At 70.1% G+C, this 16181-nt stretch carries 15 protein-coding genes; 6 read left to right on the top strand and 9 right to left on the bottom strand.

What is annotated here, in order from left to right; genetic code table 11:
* Positions 1-87: 87 nt before the first annotated feature.
* From AB0M73_RS48240 to AB0M73_RS48255, 4 genes are all read right to left on the bottom strand, one after another.
* Complete coding sequence (locus AB0M73_RS48240; protein WP_363906688.1) at positions 88-1287, bottom strand: ABC transporter substrate-binding protein; 1200 nt, start codon at positions 1285-1287, stop codon at positions 88-90.
* Between the two features lie 146 nt (positions 1288-1433).
* On the bottom strand, positions 1434-2381 hold the full coding sequence (locus AB0M73_RS48245; protein WP_363906690.1) for a sigma-70 family RNA polymerase sigma factor: 948 nt from the start codon (positions 2379-2381) through the stop codon (positions 1434-1436).
* Positions 2382-2566: 185 nt separating this feature from the next.
* On the bottom strand, positions 2567-2722 hold the full coding sequence (locus AB0M73_RS48250) for a hypothetical protein (RefSeq protein ID WP_363906692.1): 156 nt from the start codon (positions 2720-2722) through the stop codon (positions 2567-2569).
* Between the two features lie 294 nt (positions 2723-3016).
* Positions 3017-3346, bottom strand: a complete 330-nt coding sequence (locus tag AB0M73_RS48255; protein ID WP_363906694.1) for a hypothetical protein — start codon at positions 3344-3346, stop codon at positions 3017-3019.
* Positions 3347-3542: 196 nt separating this feature from the next.
* Between AB0M73_RS48255 and AB0M73_RS48260 the strand changes: the two genes are divergently transcribed.
* The 3 genes from AB0M73_RS48260 (at position 3543) to AB0M73_RS48270 (ending at position 6338) form a co-directional block, all read left to right on the top strand.
* On the top strand, positions 3543-5174 hold the full coding sequence (locus tag AB0M73_RS48260) for a CocE/NonD family hydrolase (RefSeq protein WP_363906696.1): 1632 nt from the start codon (positions 3543-3545) through the stop codon (positions 5172-5174).
* Between the two features lie 125 nt (positions 5175-5299).
* Positions 5300-5818 carry a carboxymuconolactone decarboxylase family protein gene (locus AB0M73_RS48265; protein ID WP_363906698.1) on the top strand — a complete coding sequence of 173 codons (519 nt, stop codon included), beginning with the start codon at positions 5300-5302 and terminating at the stop codon, positions 5816-5818.
* Positions 5811-6338: a helix-turn-helix domain-containing protein gene (locus tag AB0M73_RS48270; protein ID WP_363906700.1), complete on the top strand. Its 528-nt coding sequence runs from the start codon at positions 5811-5813 to the stop codon at positions 6336-6338. Before AB0M73_RS48265 ends, AB0M73_RS48270 begins: the two co-directional genes overlap by 8 nt.
* Before the next feature lie 65 nt (positions 6339-6403).
* On the opposite strand, the gene AB0M73_RS48275 is transcribed toward AB0M73_RS48270, so the two are convergent.
* The 5 genes from AB0M73_RS48275 to AB0M73_RS48295 are packed head-to-tail and all read right to left on the bottom strand — an operon-like array spanning position 6404 to position 12275.
* Entirely contained in the window at positions 6404-7003 is a 600-nt protein-coding gene (locus AB0M73_RS48275) for a pentapeptide repeat-containing protein (RefSeq protein WP_363906702.1), read from the bottom strand.
* A complete protein-coding gene (locus AB0M73_RS48280) occupies positions 7000-8655 on the bottom strand; it encodes an ABC transporter ATP-binding protein (protein WP_363906704.1) in 1656 nt (551 codons plus the stop codon). Before AB0M73_RS48280 ends, AB0M73_RS48275 begins: the two co-directional genes overlap by 4 nt.
* Positions 8652-9644: an ABC transporter permease gene (locus AB0M73_RS48285; RefSeq protein WP_363906706.1), complete on the bottom strand. Its 993-nt coding sequence runs from the start codon at positions 9642-9644 to the stop codon at positions 8652-8654. Before AB0M73_RS48285 ends, AB0M73_RS48280 begins: the two co-directional genes overlap by 4 nt.
* Position 9645: 1 nt before the next feature.
* Positions 9646-10578, bottom strand: a complete 933-nt coding sequence (locus AB0M73_RS48290) for an ABC transporter permease (RefSeq protein ID WP_363906708.1) — start codon at positions 10576-10578, stop codon at positions 9646-9648.
* The gene (locus tag AB0M73_RS48295; protein ID WP_363906711.1) at positions 10575-12275 is read right to left on the bottom strand and encodes an ABC transporter substrate-binding protein; all 1701 of its coding nucleotides are present in this window, start codon (positions 12273-12275) and stop codon (positions 10575-10577) included. Before AB0M73_RS48295 ends, AB0M73_RS48290 begins: the two co-directional genes overlap by 4 nt.
* Positions 12276-12421: 146 nt before the next feature.
* Between AB0M73_RS48295 and AB0M73_RS48300 the strand changes: the two genes are divergently transcribed.
* The 3 genes from AB0M73_RS48300 to AB0M73_RS48310 all read left to right on the top strand — a co-directional run bounded on the left by AB0M73_RS48300 (position 12422) and on the right by AB0M73_RS48310 (position 16072).
* Complete coding sequence (locus AB0M73_RS48300; RefSeq protein ID WP_363906713.1) at positions 12422-13192, top strand: methyltransferase domain-containing protein; 771 nt, start codon at positions 12422-12424, stop codon at positions 13190-13192.
* A gap of 37 nt (positions 13193-13229) precedes the next feature.
* Positions 13230-15308: an alpha-galactosidase gene (locus AB0M73_RS48305; protein ID WP_363906715.1), complete on the top strand. Its 2079-nt coding sequence runs from the start codon at positions 13230-13232 to the stop codon at positions 15306-15308.
* A gap of 113 nt (positions 15309-15421) precedes the next feature.
* Positions 15422-16072, top strand: coding sequence for a hypothetical protein (locus tag AB0M73_RS48310; protein WP_363906717.1), 651 nt, complete (start codon positions 15422-15424; stop codon positions 16070-16072).
* Positions 16073-16181: the final 109 nt, after the last annotated feature.

The raw sequence follows: 16181 nt of genomic DNA on the forward strand, positions 1-16181 counted from the left end.
CGACGCTATATCCGCTTACACCACAGCCGGCTCGGCCCCAAAGGGGCCGAGCCCGCGACGCCGAAGGCGGCGCCAAAAAACACAGAACTAACCGATCCGCTGGCGGACCAGGTCGGACTCCTTCAACGGGTCCACGATGTCCAGGCCGCCGGGGGTGTCCGGGTTGGGGCGCAGCACGAAGGACTGCCGGCTGGACGGGTAGTTCGAGGAGGAGAACAGCAGCGGCGCGGTGAGGCCGCTGGTGTCCACACCGGTCAGCTCGTGGAAGGCCTTCTGCACGCCGGCCCTGGTCAGGTCCCCCTCGGCGCAGGCGCGCTTGAGAATGGCGCTGTAGCCGATGCCCACCACGTAGCCGTAGTTCACGGCCATCGACGGCTTTCCGTTGGGGTACTTGGCCTTGTAGGCCGAGGCCAGGTCCTCTGCGGCCGGCAGTTTGGCCCCGAACGGGGCGACCGACGAGGACACGAGCACCAGCTGTTGGAAGGCCGGGCCGGCCGGGCTGGCCAGCACGGACGGGTCGAAGCCGGGGTTGGAGACCAGGAACGGCACCGTCAGCCCGGCCTGGGCGGCCGTGCCGACGGCGACGGCGGTCTGCTGCGGGTAGGTGCTGATCGCGACGGCCTTGGCCCCGGCCGCCTTGAGCTGGCCGATCTCGGCGGAGAAGTCCTTCTTGGTCGACGGGACCTCGATGGCCTTGAGGGTCAGGCCCAGCTTGTCGGCGACGAACTGGCTGCCCTGCAACGCGTTGCCGCCGTACTCGGGGTCGTCGTTGTAGATGTGCCCGATGACGTCGCCCTTGTGCAGTTTGTCCTGCCGCACCAGGAAGTCGAAGCTGTTGATCACGTCGAGGTCGTAGGTGGCGCCGACCACGACCATGTAGGGGTTGCCGAGCAGGTCGCTCGACCAGGACGTGGGCGCGGCCATCACCTGCTGCTGGAGCATGTCCGGCGTGATCCGGCTGGTGATGTCGCTGCCCACGACCTGGAGCAGGCCCAGCACGGTGGGTTCCTGCTTGAAGTAGAGCTGCACGGCCTTGTCGGTGTTGAAGCCGGTGTCCTGCACGTCCAGTTCGATCTTGCGGCCGCACACACCGCCCGCGGCGTTCAGCTTGTCGATGTAGAGCTGGTTGCCCTGCACCACCGCCTCACCCAGCGGGCCGAAAGGTCCCGACAGATCGCTGAGCACGCCCAGTCTGATCGTCTTGTCGGTGACACCGGTGCCGGTTTTCACGGCGGGCACGGGCGTTCCGCAGGCGGCAGCCGTCACGGCCAGTACGACCAGTGACACCACCGCCGCGGAACGTGGCCCCAGGAACGAAAGTCTTCGGGGGAACACCCCACGAAGGTATCTTGCGGATAGGCCCGGTCACGTTTCCGTACAGCGGTTACCGGTAGGATTACGCCACTCGGCCTATCAAGGTCCGGGGGTTCGGCTCAGCTCGCCCACTCCAACAGCGGCCGGCTGTGCTCCGGATTGCGCAACTGGGCCAGAGCGCCCTTCTCCAGCTGACGCACGCGCTCGCGGGTCAGGCCGACACGCTCGGCTACCTCCTGGAGCGTGCGGGGGTTGCCGCCGTCGAGCCCGAACCGCAGGCTGACGATCAGGGCCTCCCGCTGCGGAAGGGTGTTCACGACCGCCCGCACGGACTCGGTCAGCGCCTCGCGCTCCAGCACATCGGAGGCCCGCACGGAGTCGGTGTCCTCGATGAGGTCGGAGATCGTGGTCTCGCCGTCCTCGCCGACGGTGGCGTCCAGGCTGGTCGCCTCGCGGCTGGCCCGGCGCAGCTCGACCACCCGCTCGACCGGCAGGCCGCACTCGTCGGCGATCTCGGCCACCGACGGCTCGCGGCCCAGCTTCAGGTTGAGCTGGCGGTCCGCCTTCGCGATCTTGTTCACCTGCTCGACGACGTGGACGGGAAGGCGGATGACCCGCGAGGTCTCCGCGACCCCGCGCTCGATCGCCTGCCGGATCCACCACATCGCGTAGGTGGAGAACTTGAAGCCCTTGGCGTAGTCGAACTTCTCGACCGCCCGGATCAGTCCGAGGTTGCCCTCCTGGATGACGTCCAGGAACGGCAGCCCGCGATGGCTGTACTTGCGGGCGGTGGAGACCACCAGCCGCAGATTGGCCCGGATCATGTGGTCCCTGGCCTGCTCGCCGTCCCTGGCCACCAGGGCCAGCTCCTCGCGCGTGCGGCCCCCCAGCTCGCCCGTGCGCAGCAGCTCGGCGGCGTACACGCCGGCCTCGATGCGCCTCGAGAGCGAGACCTCCTCGGGGGCCGTCAGCAGCGGGGTGGTCCCGATGTCGGCCAGGTAGTGGCGCACCAGGTCCTGGTCGCCGTCGGTCGCGACCCGCTGCCGGGGCGTCCTCACCTCCGCCACGATGACCTCCTCACGTCTTTCGCCGGTCCCGAGCGCGCAAGGCTGTTGCTTTGCTACGTTCGAGGAGTAGCGGACTCCGGGAGCCGGTCGGCCCCTCTCGGGTTTCCGCATGCTGTCCAACGCGAGTACGGGACGGTTAATTCCACGTAGCGTGACGCCGGGCCCCGGCGTCGGCTACGTCACATTCAGCCTCGGTGCTGACCGACCCTGACCAGCAGCTCCTCGACGCTGATCCCGTTGCTCACGGTGTCCGCGCGATGGCGGCCCGCGTCCGGATCGGACATGGCCACCCGGTCTGTTTCCGGCTCGGCCCAGCCCGTGAAGTCCCGGTCCACGCTCATCTCAGGTTCCTTTCCCCGACCTACGCCCCTTCTCTTACCCCCTCCACACGGATTTGACTCCCGAAATACGGGTTCAGGTAATTCTGATCACGTCCGTGGTGTCGAAACGGGAAAGGGGCCAGGTCCGGCCGCACCTGTCGAGCGCGCCGTTCCGGGACGCACGGGGGTAGTTGTCCCGGAACGGCGACGGGGTCGGCGGGGCGCCGGCGGGCGGCATTCGGGACTGCCGCTATCCGCGGATGAGAGGGGGTTCATCGACGCGGTCGCCGCGGCTCGCACGCCGCCGACCATCCCTCACAACGCGGGGCGACGCTGTTCTGTTCCCTCGATGGCGCCATCGATCCGCGGCATCACCGGCAGGTTCTCGGGACTGCCGGCCTGCTCCGGAATGAACACCGACGGGGTGCCCGAGGGTGCGACGCCGGTGCCCAGTTCCGTGAGGCGGGCCCGCAGCATCCCCAGAACGCCGTCGCGCTGCGCGTGCACCCATTCGTAAGCCAACAACTGGTGCAGTTCGTGGGCGGTGAGACTCAGGATCGAGTCCGCCAACTCACCGTGTGTGAGGCGGTTGTAGTCGCGGAGGGGAAGCGCCGCCGAGCTGTCAGGCCCGAGGTTGCTGGCCATTGTGGGTACCTCCTGCCCCTCGCCGGGCCGGTACCAGCAAGAATGCACCATCTAGATGCCTCTACGCGCGTCCGTTTAATCCGGGTTCATCCAGGACCACACGCTCGGCCTAGCGAAACGGGCAGTAATCACCCGAATGCCGACAGTGTTCGCGGTAGCGGGCGCACACGGAGGGTGAACGTGGCAGGCTGGGCCGATGACGGTGACTGGTTGGGTCGCGCAACGATTGCTGAAGCTGCCGCCGGCGACGACGCGCAAGGTGTCGGTGGAACGTGATCTGCGCATCACCGCCGACGACGGTGTGACGCTGCTCGCGGACCGGTGGTGGCCCACGCCGGCATCTGATTCGAACCGTGGGCCGGACCTGCCGACGGCGCTGGTCCGCTCCCCGTACGGCCGCAAGGGACCGCTGGGCTGGCTGATGGGCCGCCTGCTGGCCGAACGGGGCTTCCAGGTGCTGCTCGTCAGCACCCGGGGCACGTTCGGCTCCGGCGGCGGCGAGTTCCGGGCCATGCGGGAGGAGCGGGCCGACGGCCACGCCGTGCTGCGGTGGCTGGCCGAGCAGCCGTGGTTCAACGGCTCGGTGGTGCTGACCGGCGCCAGCTACCTCGGCTACACCCAGTGGGTGGTCGCCGCGGACGCGCCCGTGCAGGTCAAGGCCATGGTTCCGCACGTCACGTCGTCGCGGCTGGCCATGACCTTCCTGCGGCCGGGCCGGATCGAGCTCGAGACGCTGATGAACTGGTCGGTGATGACCGCCCACCAGGAGCGGCGGTTCGCCGGGCTCAGGGCGTCGCTGGAGCGCAAGAAGATCGAGGCGGCGATGCGCACGCTGCCGCTGGCCGACGGCGACAAGGCGGCGCTGGGCCGGGAATGGCCGTTCTACCAGGACTGCGTGCACCACGACCAGGACGACCCGTACTGGAAGAAAGAGGACTTCAGCGACACCGTCGCCGAGGTCAAGGTGCCGGTGAGCTCGATCGCCGGCTGGTACGACATCTTCCTGGCCGACCAGCTGCGGGACTACCAGGCCCTGGTGGCCGCCGGCCGCCCGCCACGGCTGACCATCGGTCCGTGGGCGCACGCCGACCCGAAGGGTCTGGCCGCGTCGATCTGGGAGACCGTCCGCTGGGCCGGTCCGCTGGCCCGCGGCGCCAAGCCGGCGTATCGGGCCCCGGTGCGGCTGTTCGTCATGGGCGTGAAACAGTGGCGGGAGTTCGACCAGTGGCCGCCCGCCGGCTACACGCAGCAGCGCTGGCACCTGCGTGAGGGCAACGCCCTGGGCCAGGTCCCGGGCGGTTTCGTCGCGCCCGACACCTTCACCTACGACCCGTCCGACCCAACGCCGTCGGTCGGCGGCGCGAAGCTGGAGTCGCGGGGCGCGGGCGCGGTGGACAACCGGTCCGTGGAGAAGCGGGACGACGTCCTCACGTTCACCTCGGACGTGCTGGAGGCCGACCTGGAGGTGATCGGCGAGGTCGGGGCCGAGGTGTGGCTGCGGGCCGATCAGAAGGCGTGCGACCTGTTCGTGCGGGTGTGTGACGTGGACAGGCGCGGCCGGTCGACCAACATCTGCGACGACCTGGTCAAGGTCCGGCCGGACGGGATCACCAAGGTGACGGTGGCGCTGTCGCCCACCGCGCACGTGTTCCAGCGCGGGCACCGGATCCGCGTGCAGGTCGCGGCCGGGGCGTTCCCCCGCTTCGCCCGCAACCTGGGTGGCGACGAGCCCTTGGCCACCGCCGCGACCCCGCACGTGACGAGGCTGGAGATCTTCCACGACGCCGCCCACCCGTCGGCCGTGCTGCTGCCGGTGAAAGTGAACTGAGCCACACTCGACGGATCTGGACCCCGGGGTCCGGTTAGCCTCGGGCCGACCGGACCCTGGGGTCCGCTTGACCTCCGAGAGGCAGCCATGAGCACCACACGCGCCGAGTCCGCGGCCCCGCGGTCATGACCCGGCTCCCCGACCCCGATCCGGACACGCTGCCCGCCGACGTGCGCCGGTTCCTGGCCGTCGTGCCACCGTCGGGCATGGTCCGGATGGCCAGCCACGCCGTGGCCACGGTCCAGCCGTTCCTCCAGCTGGGCCTGCTCCAGTTCGAGGTGCTGGCCCTTCCCGACCGGTACCGCGAGCTGGCGACCCTGACCGTCGCCGCGTGCACCGAGTGCGAGTTCACCGCCGGCCAGCACGTGCCGATGTCCGCGCAGGCCGGCATCACCGACGAGCTGCGCGCGGCCATCGCCCGCAAGGACTTCGACAATCCTGGGCTGGACGCGCGGGACCAGGTGATCATCCAGTTCGCCGCCGAGCTGGTCGCGCGGCCCCGGGTCGGCGACGAGCTGTTCGGCCGGGCCCGGGCCTTCCTGACCGACCGGGAGCTCGTCGAGCTGATCCAGGTCTGCGCCTTCTACCTGGCGTTCAACCGGATCGCCACCACGTTGGACGTGCCGGCCGAAGACGATGCCTGAACGCCGGCTGGACGCCCGGCTCAACCACGAGCGGGTGCTGGTCGCCGCGGCCGAGGTCTTCGCCGAGCACGGTCTACAAGGGACGGTCCCGGACATCGCCGCCCGGGCCGGCGTCGGCAAGGCCACCGTGTACCGCAACTACCCGACCAAGGACGACCTGGTCGCCGCGGTCGTCCGTTGCCACGTCGAGGAGTTGGAGCGGCGCACGGTCGCCGCGCTGGCCGAACCCGAGGCCTACCAGGCGTTCGCCCGCTACGTCGTCGACCTGTTCGCCACCCTGGCCCAGCACCGGCTGCTGGCCGACGCCCTGGCCGCCGGCACCGTGTCCACCGACCGGATCCTGGCCCTCCAGAAGGAACTTCTCGCCGCGGCGGGGGAAAACCTCCGCCCCGACATCACCGTCACCGACATCCTGGTGCTGGTGGGCGGGGCCGTGCGCCAGATGCTGCGCCTGGACATCGTCGACGAGGCGGCCTGGCGTCGTTACGGCGAGATGGTCGTCGCCGCCTTCCGCCGCTAGTTCGCCACATGCGCTTCCCATTTGCGCCCTGGCGGCAAGTGGGAAGCACATGTGGCATCCCTTGCTCAGGCGCGGTGCAGACCCTCGGTCCGCGCGCCGTCGAGGTCGGCCGAGGTGAGGTCGGCGGCTACCGCATGAGCGTGGCTGAGGTCGGCGCCGGCGAGATCGGCCCCGCGCAGGTCGGCGCCGTCCAGCACCGCCCAGCTCAGGTCGGCGCCGCGCAGGTTCGCGCCGGACAGGTTGGCCTGCACCAGTTCGATGCGGATCATCTGCGCGTTGCGCAGGCACGCCCCGTGCAGGTCGATGACCGTGCCGATGTCCGGCGCCGACGGCCGCCGGTTGAGCACACCCAGCGCTGCCTGCACATCCCGGCTCACCGGGCGGTCCGGGCAGTCGGCGGATCCCGCCGCGGACCGGATGAACGCCGCCAATTCGGTCACCACGGCGGGCTGGTCGCCGGGCGAGGCCTTGGTGACCTGCTCCAGCTCGTTCATGCCGCGAATGCGCGCCTCGACGTCGTTCGCCCCAAGGTCTTTCAGGGCCGCCGTGTGACGGGCGTTGACGGCGGCATGGTCGATCTGGTCCCAGTACCCGCCGACCAGCCCGATCGTGGCCAGCGCGACGCCGACCACGATCACCACCGGCCACCGAATCGGGAACCTCATGGGGTCAGCTGTCCGCGTTCCAGCCGGCGCTGCCGCGCCAGCTCGGGGTCGAGCACCGGCACCGCCGTCAGCAGCGATTTGGTGTACGGGTGCGTGGGATTGTCGTACAGCGAATCAGTCTCGCCGAGCTCCACCACGGCCCCCTTGCTCATCACCGCGACCCGGTCGCTGACCTGCCGCACCACCGCGAGGTCGTGGGCCACGAAGACCAGCGTGAGGTCGAACTCGGTCCGCAGCGAGGCCAGCAGCCGGATGATCTGGGACTGGGTCGACACGTCCAGCGCCGACACCGGCTCGTCGCAGACCAGCAGCTTGGGCCGCAGCCCGATGGCCCGCGCGATGCCGATGCGCTGCCGCTGGCCGCCGGAGAACTCGTGCGGGTAGCGGTCGATCCGGTCCGGGTCGAGGCCGACCAGGTCGAGCAGTTCCCGAACCCGTTTGCGGGACGCGTCCTCGCCCTGCACGCGCAGCGGGTCGGCGATGCTCTCGCCGATGGTGCGGCGGGGATTGAGCGAGGACACCGGGTCCTGGAAGACCATCTGAAGGTCCCGCCGAACCTCGCGGATCTCCTTGTCCGAGGCGATGTCCCGGCCGTCGAACAGGATCTGGCCGGCGGTCGGCCGCAGCAGGCGGACGATCATGCGGGCCAGCGTGGTCTTGCCGCTGCCGCTCTCCCCCACCACGCCCAGCGCCTCGCCGCGCAGCACGTCCAGTGTCACGCCGTCGACGGCGTTCACCTTGGTGCGGTTGAGGAAAGAGCCGGCCGAGAACACCTGGTGCACGTCCTTGACCTGCACCAGCGGCTCGCCGCCCACGACTTTCGACTCCCGCGGCTGCTCCAGCCGTGGAATCGCGGCGACCAGCTCGCGGGTGTACTTCGCCGACGGGGCACCGAGAACCTCGGCCGCCGGACCGTGCTCGACGGCCTTGCCGTGCTGCATCACCAGCACGTCGTCGACGTTGCCGGCGGCCACCGCGAGGTCGTGGGTGACCAGGATGAGGGCCATCCCGGTCTCCGTGCGCAGGTCGTGGATCAGGTCCAGGATCTGCGCCTGCACGGTGACGTCCAGCGCCGTCGTCGGCTCGTCGGCCACGAGGACCTTGGGCGACAGGGCCAGCGCCATGGCGATCAGGGCGCGTTGCCGCATGCCGCCGGAGAACTCGTGCGGATAGGCGTTGACTCTCCTGGCCGCGTCGGGAATGCCGACGCGATCCAGCACCTCGACCGCCCGCCTGCGCGCGGTTCGCTTGTCCGCCTTGTTGTGCGCCCGGTACACCTCGACGATCTGGTCGCCGACGCTGAAGAGCGGGTCCAAAGCGGACAGTGGATCCTGGAACACCATGGCGATCCGGCTGCCGCGCAGCTGCCGCACCTGTTCGTTCGTCGCGGTGAGCACCTTCGTGCCGAGCACGTCGATCTCCCCGGCGACCTCGGCGTTGCCGCCGCGGTGCAGACCCAGCAGCGACAGGGCGGTCGCGCTCTTGCCGGAGCCCGACTCCCCCACGATGCCCAGGGCCCGCCCGGCCCGCAGCTCGAAGGAGAGCCCGTCGACGGCCCGGACGGTGTCGCCCTCGGTGTGGAAGTCGATGACCAGATCCCGCACCGACACAACGGACTCTGCGTTGAATGGTGTGCTCGCAAGCTCGCTCACGACACGCTCACCCTCTTGTCGACCGCCGCGTAGAGCAGGTCGGCGATCGTGTTGCACAGCACGATGACCGTGCCGATCAGCAGCACCAGCCCGACCACCACCGGCAGGTCGACGTTGCGCACCGCCTGCACGGTCAGCTGGCCGATGCCGGGCAGGCCGAACACCGACTCGGTGAGCACCGAGGAGGTCAGGATGCTGGCGATGTCCAGCGCCGCCAACGTGATCAGCGGACTCAGCGCCCCGCGCAGCGCGTGCCGGCCGATCACCTGCCGCTCCGGCAGGCCGTAGGCGCGGGCGGTGCGGATGTGGTCCTCGGCCAGCGTCTCCAGCATGCCGGCGCGCGACATCCGGACGTACACGGGCATCGCGGTCAGGGCCAGCACGATCCACGGCAGGATCAGGTTCTGGGCCCACAGCAGCGGATTCTCGTCGAACGGCACCCAGGTCGGGAACGGCAGCCACTCCAGCGAGACGCAGAAGACCAGCAGGGCCAGCAGGCCGGTGATGAAGATCGGCACCGCCAGCCCGCCGAGCACGAGCGCGTTGACGGCGTGGTCGACCCAGCGGCCCCGGCGCAGCGCCGACAGCACGCCGATCCCGATACCGAGGGTCAGCCACAGGATCGCCGCCCCGACCACCAGCGAGCCCGACACCGGAAGGCGGTCCAGGATCATCTGCAGCACGGGTTCGGTGTACTGGTAGGAATAGCCGAGGCACGGCGCCGCGCAGTGCACGACGGACGGTCCCATGCTGATGTCGCGGCCGGCGACCAGCCCGGACAGGAAGTGCCAGTACTGGAGGTACAGCGGCTCGTCGAGGCCGAGGCTGTGCGAGATCAGCGCCAGCCGGTCCGGAGTGCAGCTCTTGATGCCGCACACCAGCTGCGCCGGATCGGACGGCATCAGGTAGAACAGCAGGTACACCACCGCCGACATGATCAGCAGCACCGCCGCCGCGCCGCCGATCCGGCGCACCGCGTAGCCGAGCACTTCAGCCCGCCTTCCTGGTCAGCCGGGTGGTGCGCGGGTCGAGCGCCACCCGGACCCCCTCACCCATCAACGTGAACGACAGCACGGTGAGGAACACCATGAACGCGGGGATGAGCACGTACATCACGTCGCTGCGGAACCACGTGGTCGCGGTGGACAGCATCTGCCCCCAGGACGAGGTCGGCGGCCGGACGCCGACGCCGAGGAAGGACAGCGCGGCCTCGGTGATCACGTTGGAGGGCAACAGCAGCGCCGCGTAGGTGATCACCGGCGCGGCCAGGCCCGGCAGGATCTCCCGCCGGGCGATCCGCAGCCCGCCGGCCCCGGACAACCGGGCCGCCGCCACGAAGTCCCTGGTGCGCAACGACAACGTCTGGGCTCGGCTGATACGGGCGGTGCCACCCCAGCCCAGCACGCCGATCACCAGGGCCAGCAGCAGCGGCCGGGGGAAGCTGTCCGGCACGATGGTCAGCAGGGCCAGCGAGAAGATGATGACCGGGAAGGCCAGCGAGATGTCGGCCAGCCGGGTCAGCACGGCGTCCAGCCACTTGCCGCCGAGCCCAGCGGCCAGACCGACGACCACGCCGAGGAAAACCTGCACCATGGTCGCGCACACGGCCACCAGCAACGAGATCTGCGCGCCCTGCGCCACCCGGGCGAACAGGTCGCGCCCGGTCTGCGGCTCCACGCCCAGCCAGTGCTGGCCGCTGATGCCGCCCAGCGAGCCGATCGGCACGCCGCCGCGGGCCGAGTCGACCAGGTCGTTGTTGAACGAGGCGATGTCCTGGCCCTCCAGCGCGGTCAGCACCGGGGCCAGGATCGCCAGCAGCACCAACAGGCCCGCCACGACCGCGCCGAACACGGCGGCGCGGTCGGTGCGGAACCTGCCTGCGAACACCCGGAGGCCGGGCCTCGCATCGGATGGGGCGGTCACTTCACGGACACCTGGGACAGGTCGTAGACGCCGGTCCAGTCGCTGACGAAGGCGTTCTTGACGTTCTTGCCGTACAGGCGCAGCTGCGTGGTGTGGAACAGCAGCGCGGCCGGCGCCTGCTTCATGATCTCCGCGTCGAGCTGGCCCCACCGCTGCGCGGCCTGGGCCGGGTCGGTGATCTTGTTGATCTCGTCGATCTCGGAGTTCACCTTGGGATCGTTGAAGTGCGCGGTGTTGAAGTTGCCGCCGCCGGCCAGGTACTGCCGGCCGTCGAAGATCGGCACGATGAACGGGCCGCCGGACGGCCAGTCGGCGCCCCAGCCCTGCAGCGCCATCTGCGGCTGCGTGGCCGGATTGTCCACAGTGGTCGAGTAGCTGTCGGTCTCGATGCTCTGGAGCTTGACCGTGATCCCGGCCTTCTTGTACGCGTCCTGCACCGCCGTGGCCACCTTCGGCCCGTCCTGGTTGAAGTCGGCGCTGCGGTGGGCCAGCGTCACGGTGATGCCGTCGGGGAAGCCGGCCTCGGCCAGCAGCTGCTTGGCCTTGGCCGGGTCGCCGTTGCGGCCGGCCGGGAAGTAGTCGAACGCCTGGTAGCCCATGGTCTTGTTGTCGGGCAGGAAGGTCGTGGCCGGGTAGGCCAGCGAGCTGCCGCCGGCCGCGTTGACCACCGAGGTGCGGTCGATGGCGTAGCTGAAGGCCTGGCGCACCTTGGGATTGTCGAACGGGGCCTTGGTGTTGTCGAAGGCGATGTAGTACGTGTACGGGAAGCCGCCCTTGGCCACGCGCTTGGCCAGCTCGGGATTGTTGTCCAGCTGGGCCAGCTCCGACGGGCCGAGGTCGGTGTCGGTGGTGACCGCGTCGGCGTCCTTGCCGGAGCCGGTGGACAGCCGCTGGTTGATCACCGCCTGGTCGAGGCCGTACGTGCCCTCGATGCGGTCCGGGCAGGCCAGCCGGTTCGGGTCGACGGCGCGCGACCAGTTGGTGTTGCGGACCAGCACGACGCTCTTGCCCTTGTCGTACGTCTCGATCTTGTACGGGCCGCTGGAGATCGGGTGCTTCTCGTAGTCGGCGCCCTTGTCCAGCGCCTTGGGCACCGGCGCGAACTGGGTGGCCGTTGCCAGGTAAGGGAAGTCGCCGTGCGGGGAGTTCAGGTGGAACACGATTGTCTTGGCGTCCGGCGTCTCGATGGCCGGGATGCCGTTCGGATCCTTGTACGGGCCCGGGTAGTTCTGCGCGTTGACCAGCCAGTCGTGCAGGTAGGGGGCGCCGCCCGGCAGTTCGGCGGCGAAGCCCCGCTCGATGCCGTACTTCACGTCGGCCGAGGTGATCGGGGTGCCGTCCTCGAACTTGAGGCCGTCACGCAGGTGATAGGTCCACACCGTGGCGTCGGCGTTGGGCTGGCCGGTGTCGGTGGCGAGGTCGGGGGCGACCTTGGCGCCGTCCGCGCCGGCCTTGCGGGTCCTGGTGGTCAGCGTGCGGAACAGCAGGGACGGGATGTTGCCGCCGCCCGAGGTGTAGAGCCGGGCCGGGTCCAGGTGTGAGCCGGCGTCGTCCTGGTTGAGGATCTCCAGCGTGCCGCCCTGGCAGTTGTTCGGGTCGAACGCCGTGGCGGTGCTCTGGCCGCCGCCGCCACACGCGGTCGCGGTGCCGGCGAGTAGCACACCGGCTACCAACAGGGACGGTCGTCGCCAAGTCATGGGTGTTCCCCCACCTCGATACCAGTCAGTACACGGATGGTCGCAGACCCTATCCGGCAGCCACACCCGTCGATCGGCCGTCCACCCCTTGAGAAGCGGGCCAGTTGCAACTAGGTTGCAGTAAGGACCGAACATGGGGAGGGGTCATGACCAGCACCGATATCGTGGACCCGGCCGTCGCGGCCGAGTGGCTGCGCCGCTGGGACGCACAGCAGGAGCACTACATCCCCGATCGTGAGCTGCGGTTCACAGTGATCGGGGATGTCCTTTCGGACACGCTCGGCCAACATTCGTCGCCCACCGTGCTCGATCTCGGCTGCGGGCCGGGCTCGTTGGCCGCCCGGCTGGTGGAACGTGTGCCGGCCGCCCATTTCGTGGGAATCGACACCGATCCCCTGCTCCTGGCCTTCGCCCGGGCCACCGCGCCGTCGTCCGTGCGGTTCGTGGAGGCGCGGCTGGGCGTGCCGGGGTGGGCCGACACGGCCGGGGTGACCGGCAAGATCCAGGCGGCGGTGTCGACCACCGCGCTGCACTGGCTGTCGGCCGAGGCCCTCGGCCAGCTCTACCGGGACCTCGCCGACCTGATCGAGCCCGGCGGCGTCTTCATCGACGGCGACCACTTCGCCGAGGCCAAACCCCGGCTGCGTGAGTTGCAGCGCCTGGTCCGGCACCGGCACGAGACGCGGGCCGGTGTGAAGGCGAACGAGGACTGGGACCAGTGGTGGGACGCCGTCGAGGCGGAGGAAACGTTTGCCGACCTGCTGGCCCAGCGGCGCGAGCGGGCCGTGCCGGCGCACGACCACGGCATCGGCCCCGACCTGGAGACGCACGTGGAGTTGCTCCAGCAGGCCGGGTTCCGCGAGATCGGCGCCGTATGGCAGTCCGGTGACGATCGGGTGCTCGTGGCCGTCCGGTAGTTGAAAACGTTCTCGGTCGTCGCCTAGGTTTCCGCTCATGAGCGAGCTGATCAGCCTGGCGGCGAACGGGACCGGCCTGGTCGTCGAGACCGGTCCGGGGCTGCCCCGGGTGCTGCACTGGGGCGCCGACCTCGGGCCGGTCGACGAGGACCTGGTGCTGGCGGCGACGCCGGGCGTGCCGCCGAGCTCCGTCGACACGCCGATCCGGCTCACCCTCCTGCCGTCCTCGCGGGAGGGGTGGCTGGGCCGGCCCGGCACCTCCGGGCATCGTGACGGCTCCTTCCAGCACCTGCGGCCCGAACTGCTGGGGCCCGTCGACGTCGACGGCAACTCCCTGTCGTTCACCGCCGCCGATTCCGCTGCCGGCGTCGAGTTCCACGTCGAGCTGCACCTGGATCCCTCCGGTGTGCTGCGGGTTCGGCACGAGGTCGTGAACACCGGCGGCGACACCTGGACCGTGGACGCCCTGCGGCTGCTGCTTCCCGTGCCCGCGCATGCTGTTGAGCTGCTCGATCTCACCGGCCGCTGGTGCCGGGAGCGGTCGCCGCAGCGCAGCCCGTTCCTGCATGGGCTGCGGGCGAGGGAGAGCCGGCGTGGGCGCACCGGCCACGACGCCACCGGGCTGCTCGTCGCCGGCACCGACGGCTTCGGCTTCCGGCACGGCGAGGTGTGGGGCGTGCACCTCGCGTGGAGCGGCAACCACGAACACTTCGCCGAGCGGCTCCCCGAGGGGTTGAGCCTGCTCGGCGCGTCGGAACTCCTTGACCCGGGCGAGATCCGGCTGGCCCCCGGCGAGTCCTATGCCACCCCGTGGGCCTTTTTCGTCTGGTCCGACCAGGGCCTCGACGGCTTGAGCGCGCGCCTGCACGCCTGGATGCGGGCCCGTACCTCGCACCCGTCGACGCCGCGTCCGGTCGTGTTGAACACCTGGGAAGCCGTCTACTTCAACCACGACCTGGGCCGCCTGCGGGCGTTGGCCGACCGGGCCGCCGAGATCGGCGTCGAGCGCTTCGTCCTCGACGACGGCTGGTTCCGTGGCCGCCGCGACGACTCCGCCGGCCTCGGCGACTGGTTCGTGGACTCCGACGTCTGGCCCGACGGCCTTTCGCCGCTCGTGGACTACGTGCGGGACAAGGGAATGCAGTTCGGTCTGTGGTTCGAACCCGAGATGGTCAACCCCGACTCCGCACTGGCCCGCGCCCATCCCGACTGGCTCCTGGCCGACGCCCTGCCCTGGCGCCGCCAGCAGGTGCTGAACGTCGCCCTGCCCGCCGTGTACGACTATTTGTTGGAGCGGTTGGATTCCCTCGTCACCGAGTACCGCATCGACTACATCAAGTGGGACCACAACCGGGACCTCATGGAGTCCCTGGTGCACGCCCAAACCCTTGCCGTGTACCGGTTGTTCGACGAACTCCGCTCGCGGCATCCCGCCCTGGAGATCGAGTCCTGCTCCTCCGGCGGGGCCCGCGTCGATCTCGGCGTCCTCGCCCACACCGACCGCGTCTGGGCCTCCGACACCAACGACGCCGTTGAGCGCCAACGCATTCAGCGCTGGATGGGTCTGCTGATCCCGCCCGAGCTGGTCGGCAGCCACGTCGGGCCGCCCGAGGCCCACACCACCGGCCGCTTCGCCGAGCTCCCCTTCCGTTGCGCCACCGCGTTGTTCAACCACGCCGGCCTGGAGTGGGACCTCACCGCCCTGTCATCGGAGGAGCTCGATGCCCTGACGGCGTGGATCTCCGTGTACAAGCGCCTCCGCGGCCTCCTCCACACCGGCGTCACCGTCCGCGCCGACCACCCCGACCACGGCTCCCTCCTGCACGGCGTCATCGGCCCCGACCATGCCGTCTTCTGCTACGCCCGCCTGGAAACCTCCCCCGACGCCCTCCCCGCCCGCCTCCGCTTCCCCGGCCTGGACCCCGCCCGCCGCTACACCGTCCGGGCCATCCCCGAACTCCTCCCCGCCTCCGGCCACTTCGTCACCCAGACCCCGTGGATCACCACCGGCCTCACCCTCTCCGGCGCCGCCCTGACCCACACCGGCCTCCAACCCCCTCTCCTAGCCCCCTCCCAAGCCATGCTCTTCGAACTAACCCCCGCGAGTCCCGCCTAGCGTCACACCGAATTACGTTTTCCCGCGAGTCCCGCTCCCGGGCAACCCTGTGTCGAGTTCCGGCCCCGGCCAACACCATCGGACCGCAGCACCGGTGCGGCTATCCTGCGCGCGTGGACATCCAGGTGGTGGAGGGGACGCTGGTCGAGGTGCTCAGGAACGCGGTCACCGGCATGGACCGGCGCGCGTTCGGGGAGTTCGTCGGGCCGCAGGGTGAACTGGCGTCGTACGCGTTCGGCTGGACCACCGGGGCGGACCCGCACGTCGCCCGGCTGTCGGTCGGAATCGGCGCCGGCAATCCCGGCGGCGGCACCTTCCACGCCGTCATCTTCGAGCACGAGGACGGGCATGCTTTCGCGCTGATCGACGAGCCGTTCGCACGCGTGCCGCAGGGCGGTCCGGACCTGACCGCGAACCAGGCGCGGGCCCACGAGGACCTGCCGTTCATCTGGTGGGTCGCTGACCAGGTCATGCAGCGCGACCGGCGGGCTTGGTGGATGCGTCACTGGCTGCTGAGCACCACCTGCGTCCAGACCCGCGAGGTCTTCGAACGCAGCGAGCCCATCCTGTGGGTCAGCCACGACGCCGACGACGGCATCTGGCAGCTCGTCGGCGCCTCCGACGCGGACCCGAGCACCGGCAAGCTCGGGCACCTGCACCACGCCATCGACGAGGACCAGAGCCTGCTCGACATCCTCGACCTGCCCCGCGGCGCCAGCGCGACCCGAGCAGCCGCCGGAAGTCCCTGGCAGAACGACGCCTAGCGTCGGAAAGCGCCACCCCGCGAGATGCTCCTATGGTCTGTCAAGCCGTTTGGAGGGTGGGCAGCGCGGCTAGATCGGCCATCAGGCGTGGGTAGATCTCCCGGGCGGC

Origin of the sequence: Kutzneria sp. NPDC051319 (assembly GCF_040682195.1) — a bacterium.
GTDB lineage: Bacteria > Actinomycetota > Actinomycetes > Mycobacteriales > Pseudonocardiaceae > Kutzneria.

Excerpts from the sequence above, each read along its gene's own strand:
- AB0M73_RS48295 (WP_363906711.1), bottom strand. The coding sequence starts at position 12,275 with ATGACTTGGCGACGACCGTCCCTGTTGGTAGCCGGTGTGCTACTCGCC.
- AB0M73_RS48300 (WP_363906713.1), top strand. The coding sequence starts at position 12,422 with ATGACCAGCACCGATATCGTGGACCCGGCCGTCGCGGCCGAGTGGCTG.
- AB0M73_RS48255 (WP_363906694.1), bottom strand. The coding sequence starts at position 3,346 with ATGGCCAGCAACCTCGGGCCTGACAGCTCGGCGGCGCTTCCCCTCCGC.
- AB0M73_RS48260 (WP_363906696.1), top strand. The coding sequence starts at position 3,543 with ATGACGGTGACTGGTTGGGTCGCGCAACGATTGCTGAAGCTGCCGCCG.
- AB0M73_RS48275 (WP_363906702.1), bottom strand. The coding sequence starts at position 7,003 with ATGAGGTTCCCGATTCGGTGGCCGGTGGTGATCGTGGTCGGCGTCGCG.
- AB0M73_RS48250 (WP_363906692.1), bottom strand. The coding sequence starts at position 2,722 with ATGAGCGTGGACCGGGACTTCACGGGCTGGGCCGAGCCGGAAACAGAC.
- AB0M73_RS48305 (WP_363906715.1), top strand. The coding sequence starts at position 13,230 with ATGAGCGAGCTGATCAGCCTGGCGGCGAACGGGACCGGCCTGGTCGTC.
- AB0M73_RS48265 (WP_363906698.1), top strand. The coding sequence starts at position 5,300 with ATGACCCGGCTCCCCGACCCCGATCCGGACACGCTGCCCGCCGACGTG.
- AB0M73_RS48270 (WP_363906700.1), top strand. The coding sequence starts at position 5,811 with ATGCCTGAACGCCGGCTGGACGCCCGGCTCAACCACGAGCGGGTGCTG.